Source organism: Rhodococcus sp. P3_B8 (assembly GCF_056402775.1).
The window spans coordinates 1-4,422 of record NZ_JBFUGT010000430.1 but is presented as its reverse complement, the minus strand read 5'-3'; the positions used below and the strand labels follow the sequence as shown (position 1 = coordinate 4,422).

4 protein-coding genes and 1 pseudogene are annotated in these 4,422 nt (G+C 65.3%); 3 read left to right on the top strand and 2 right to left on the bottom strand.

The features are described 5' to 3' along the window. Positions 1-122: 122 nt before the first annotated feature. Together AC1D1G_RS42175 and AC1D1G_RS42170 are read right to left on the bottom strand one after the other, a co-directional pair. A complete protein-coding gene (locus AC1D1G_RS42175; RefSeq protein ID WP_477956596.1) occupies positions 123-1,835 on the bottom strand; it encodes a relaxase/mobilization nuclease domain-containing protein in 1,713 nt (570 codons plus the stop codon). Beyond that, positions 1,832-2,224 carry a MobC domain-containing protein gene (locus tag AC1D1G_RS42170; protein WP_477956595.1) on the bottom strand — a complete coding sequence of 131 codons (393 nt, stop codon included), beginning with the start codon at positions 2,222-2,224 and terminating at the stop codon, positions 1,832-1,834. The genes AC1D1G_RS42175 and AC1D1G_RS42170 overlap by 4 nt, the downstream gene beginning before the upstream one ends. Positions 2,225-2,833: 609 nt before the next feature. On the opposite strand from AC1D1G_RS42170, the gene AC1D1G_RS42165 reads away from it, so the two are divergent. The 3 genes and pseudogenes from AC1D1G_RS42165 to AC1D1G_RS42155 form a co-directional block, all read left to right on the top strand. Then, a complete protein-coding gene (locus AC1D1G_RS42165; protein ID WP_477956594.1) occupies positions 2,834-3,211 on the top strand; it encodes a hypothetical protein in 378 nt (125 codons plus the stop codon). An 80-nt stretch (positions 3,212-3,291) separates the two neighbouring features. Further along, positions 3,292-4,062, top strand: a complete 771-nt coding sequence (locus AC1D1G_RS42160; protein ID WP_477956593.1) for a CPBP family intramembrane glutamic endopeptidase — start codon at positions 3,292-3,294, stop codon at positions 4,060-4,062. Positions 4,063-4,260: 198 nt separating this feature from the next. Continuing rightward, positions 4,261-4,422: pseudogene (locus AC1D1G_RS42155) on the top strand (IS3-like element ISMyma10 family transposase); the annotation flags it as partial.

The following is a 4,422-nucleotide window of genomic DNA, read 5'->3' as shown; positions in this document are numbered from 1 at the left end:
TCCCAGCGTTGCACAGTCGCCAGATTCTTCGACGGTGTCAGCTCGCCCGTTCCGGTGAGCAGGCGCACGGTGTAACCGGGAGCCCTGGAGGTGTTGTGGTCGTGAACTGCGGTGCTGGCCTTCTACCTTTCGTTGCCACGTGCGCGGTCGAGACCGGCGTGAGCGCGTGGGGGCGGGTAAAGGGGGGAGGGATTCGGTTTGGCGGGACGCCGTTTCGCCTCGGCCGGTGGTGCCGCGTTGTCAAGTGCGACAAGCCTCCGCAATTCTTCCTGCTCTGGTGTGAGATTCGATGTCGTCGTGCGACCCTGCTCCGTCGCCACTTCGCCGCGTGCGGAATCCGGCACCGCCAGCCACGGCTGCTGGGGGACGTGGATGGTGGCGAGCTCGGTGCGTACGGCGTGCTCGATGTCGAGTGCACGGTGCAATTCGCCTGACGCGCGATGCGCATCCGCGATCGCCTCCATCGCTTTCATCAACTGCCGCAGCAACAACATCGCGGACACGCTCTTCGGGAGATGCCCACTGGTCTGCATCATGATCAGTGCGGCACCACCCGCAGACATCGCGCCCTTCGGCGCCCGGTACGCCCGGTGCGCCGGAAGTTGCGCGGACCGAGCGAGCTGACGCGCCGCCGCGGCCAACGGTCCTGGTGTCGGTTCGATCTTCGCGGACCACGCCGCGAACACCCCCGCGGTACGGCCGGCGGCGCGTGCCCACTGTGCCCGGTCGTCGAGCGGGATGGACCGCAGGTAGGCGTTCCACTTTCCGATGTCCGCGGTGGCCCGGTCGAGCAGCTTCGGGTCGAGTTCCTGACTCTCCCGTCCCGCCCGTACCGTCGGCAGGTCGCGGCGAGCCGCGTTCCATTCGGCGACTGCCGCCGACGACGCCTGTGGGCTGTCCTCCCACTCGCTGCGCAACCGCGGCAACGTCAGGTCCTTGGCGAGATGCCCTCCGCCGTAGAAGACCGGAGTGTGCCCAGCGGCAGGCCGAACAGCGACCTTGTATCCGACGACGACATCACTTCGTCCCGAGGCGAAACGGGGCCGCACCACCAATCCCTGGCCACGCAGCCGTCGCACGAACTCGGCCTCGGACTTCGATGCGGTCGCACAGGCCCGGACGCGGCGCGCGAGAAGATCGCGGTCCAACTCCGGGGCACCCTCACGTTCGGCACGATGCTTCTCGGCCCGGTGGTAACCGCGGTCGCCTGAACTGGTTTCGCGTGAGGCAATCACCGCGAGTCCGTGCTTGCGTTCCAGTTCGCCCGCGAGCTCACTCGCGCGCTTCTTCGACCGCCACAAGTCGACTTTCGTACCGTCCTCTCGCACCACGGACGCCGCGATGTGGATGTGGTCGTTGCCCTTGCCGGACACACCGTGCCGGACCGCGGCCCAACGGGCGGGGGAGCGGCCGGAGGTCTGGGTGAACCCCATGCCGTTCATGAATTCCTGCGCGATCGCGCCCCACTTCTCGGCGGTGAGCTGCCCCTCATCGGCGTGCAGCGACAGCGAGCAGTGCCACACGTTCGCATCCCGCCACGGGTCGATCGGGTCCCGAACCTTCTTGCCGTGCGAGTCCCGCACGTCCTCGCCCTTGTCGTTGCGGAGGTAGTTCGGTTCGCGGACCTCGGTACCGAAAACCCGGCGCGGCTCGTCGATCTGGTGGGCAATCGCGATCGCGTCCTGATGCGACAACTCGTTGTCGTCATGCCACGCCATGATCGCCGGATCTCCCGCCACCAGGTGCGGGTCAGTGTGCTCGTTCGACCGGCCTGGACCCTGCAGATACGACAGCAGGCCGGTCATCTTCTCACCGCTGGTGATCTTCACGATCATCGCGCGTCGAACTCCTGCAGAATGCCGTCGATTCGCATCGCGACGCGTCGCACCTCGCCGAGCGTGACACCGAGACTCTCGGGCAGGTCCCCGGTGGCATTGGTGGCCTTGGCCATCTGGTTGACGTTGATCGAAATCGCCGACAACAACCGGAATGCGCCGAACAGCTGCTCCGCGAATTCACGGCGCTCCGACGCGGTCTCGGAGTGCTCCGCAAGGGCGGACTCAACGAGCAACCGCGGCACACTCACTCGCGCGTGCTGCGCCTTCGCTAGCAACGCCGACTCCTCCTCGGGAGTCACCTTCACCACGTGGCGGGCATGCCGGCCACCGTCGACATTCGCACGGCGCTCACGCCGGAATCCGGCGCGGACGATCAGCGGTGTCATCGCTCATCGTCGTCACCTCTCAGTTCAGCCCAGCGCAGCGCCCCCACCACGTGGGGCTACACGACAGTGTCTCAGGTCCAGAGCGCAGCGTCCAGACCCGACACCAACTTAGGGCACCTAAGTTTCCATCTTGCTCCGCCGGGGCTCGATCAGTTGGCACGCAGCGCCTGCGTCGTGTGCCCGTTCTTGAAAGAAGCACAGGACGAGCGCAGCGAGTTCCTTTGCGCAGTTTTCCGGCCGTCCCCACCTGTGGTGCGGACCCGATTGTGGGTGCCTGAGATCGAGCGGAGCGGGACAGGGACTCTCGGGCATCCACACGAGGACCAGGGCGCTCCACACTTGTGGTCGGCCCGGCCCCCGAACGGGCCGACAGAGGGGCCGCGCTGCGCGCGTCCGACGCGACTTCGCCGCGGGGGAGTTGTCCCCAAGTGGGTACCGGGCTTAACGGCATTGGGCACACACGACATTCCTCCGCTCCGCTGTGTCGTGTGCACACAACGCCTACCCGGACACCCACCCGGGGACAACGGAATCCGAGCGCGACTCGACTCGCGCACACGCCGCGTGTACGGCTCGAGATTCGCACGCAACGTCTATACGATCGACCACATGGAGAACCAGTCGCTGGAAACCGAATTCGCCGCTCTCGATGAACAAATCCGACGAGAAGCCGAGAAGAAGATGCAAGCGATCCGCGTCGTCGCCACAGCACACAAAACTCTCGCCGTCACCCGCGAAGAGTTCGCGCGCACCGATGCGGCCAACAAGAAGGCCTTGACCGACGCGATCGCCGACGCGCGCAGCGCCGGATTCACCGACGCCGAACTGAAGCGTTGGCAGTCGGATGACACCAAGACCAACCGACGCGGACCGCAACGCCGGCCCCGCAAGAGCGCTCAGAAAGAACAGTCGGTGACACCGACCAACAGCGGTGCGGTCGCCGCCTCATCCGAACCGGCGGAGGACAACATCGCCGCGTCAGCCTGACCAAGTTCTCACGCCGTCGTGCCACTGACACTGCATGTGTCGGTGGCACGCTCATGTTCACCACTTCGGGGGGGATCTCGATGAGCGATGCCGTGATCGACAAACAGGACCAGCCGTCAGAAGGTGAGCGCCACGCTCGCGTGCGCGATAAGCGCGCCCTCGTCACTCTGGTGGGGCCGCTTTTGGGGACACTCTGGGCCGCGCTCCTTGCACCCGATCAGCCACTCTTGGCAGTCCTCGGTGCACTGATCTTCTTCGCCCTGGCCGCGCTCATGGTGAAGAAGGCTTCCCCGATCGGGCCTGCATGGAATGTCCGCGCGGAGTTCGCCCGCGGGTTCCGCTGGCTGGGCTTCGGGCTGGTACGGATTCGGGATCGGCAAGTAGCGGTGCGCACTCAGTTGGTGTGGATTGTGGTCATTCCGACTGCGCTCGCACTTCTGGACTATCACTACGTCGAAGGGACGATCAGCGCGGCCTTTCCCGTTGTCGATCCCGCAGATCTTGCCGCTCGGGAAACTCGGCAGGAGAGCGTGATAGCTCTCGGGCTCTACGGCGCCCTTGCCACAGCGTTTCTCGGTGCAAGCCTCTTCGAGGAAATTGTCTTCCGCAGCCTCCCACTGGTCGTGCAACGGTGGCGGCCGCACGCAACGATCCTCATCGCGATCACCGCGGCCGCATCGACCGCTCTGTTCGCGCTAGCGCACTCGGACTTTGGTACCGGCAACGTCGTCTCGGCGTTCATCGGCGGCATGTTCTACGTTGCACTCGCGCTCTACACACGATCGCTCTGGCCATCGATCATGGCCCACGGAATCTACGATGCGATCATCATGGTGAGTTGGGTGATGTAGGCCAACAACCACAACACGCAGCGAGCGCCCCGATCCGGTCACGGGTCGGGGCGCTCGCTGCGTCACCGCTTGTGTCCGACCTGTCGGTCCCCGCCTCTACCCTCGCCGGTAACAGCACCTGGAACCGGTTGAGTGGAGGACACCCTGTGAATCGTCCCGGGTTTGATGCGCACCTTCTTTCTTGGGAAGGTAATCCTTATGCCGAATGTCTATCCAGCCGAGGTGCGAGAGAAGGCCGTGCGCCTGGTCCTCGAGCACCGTGGTGACTACGCCTCGGAATACGAGGCGATCCGCACAATCGCCGAACGGATGTCACTGAAGACGGAGACCGTACGGGTGTGGGTCCGCAAGGCCGAAGCG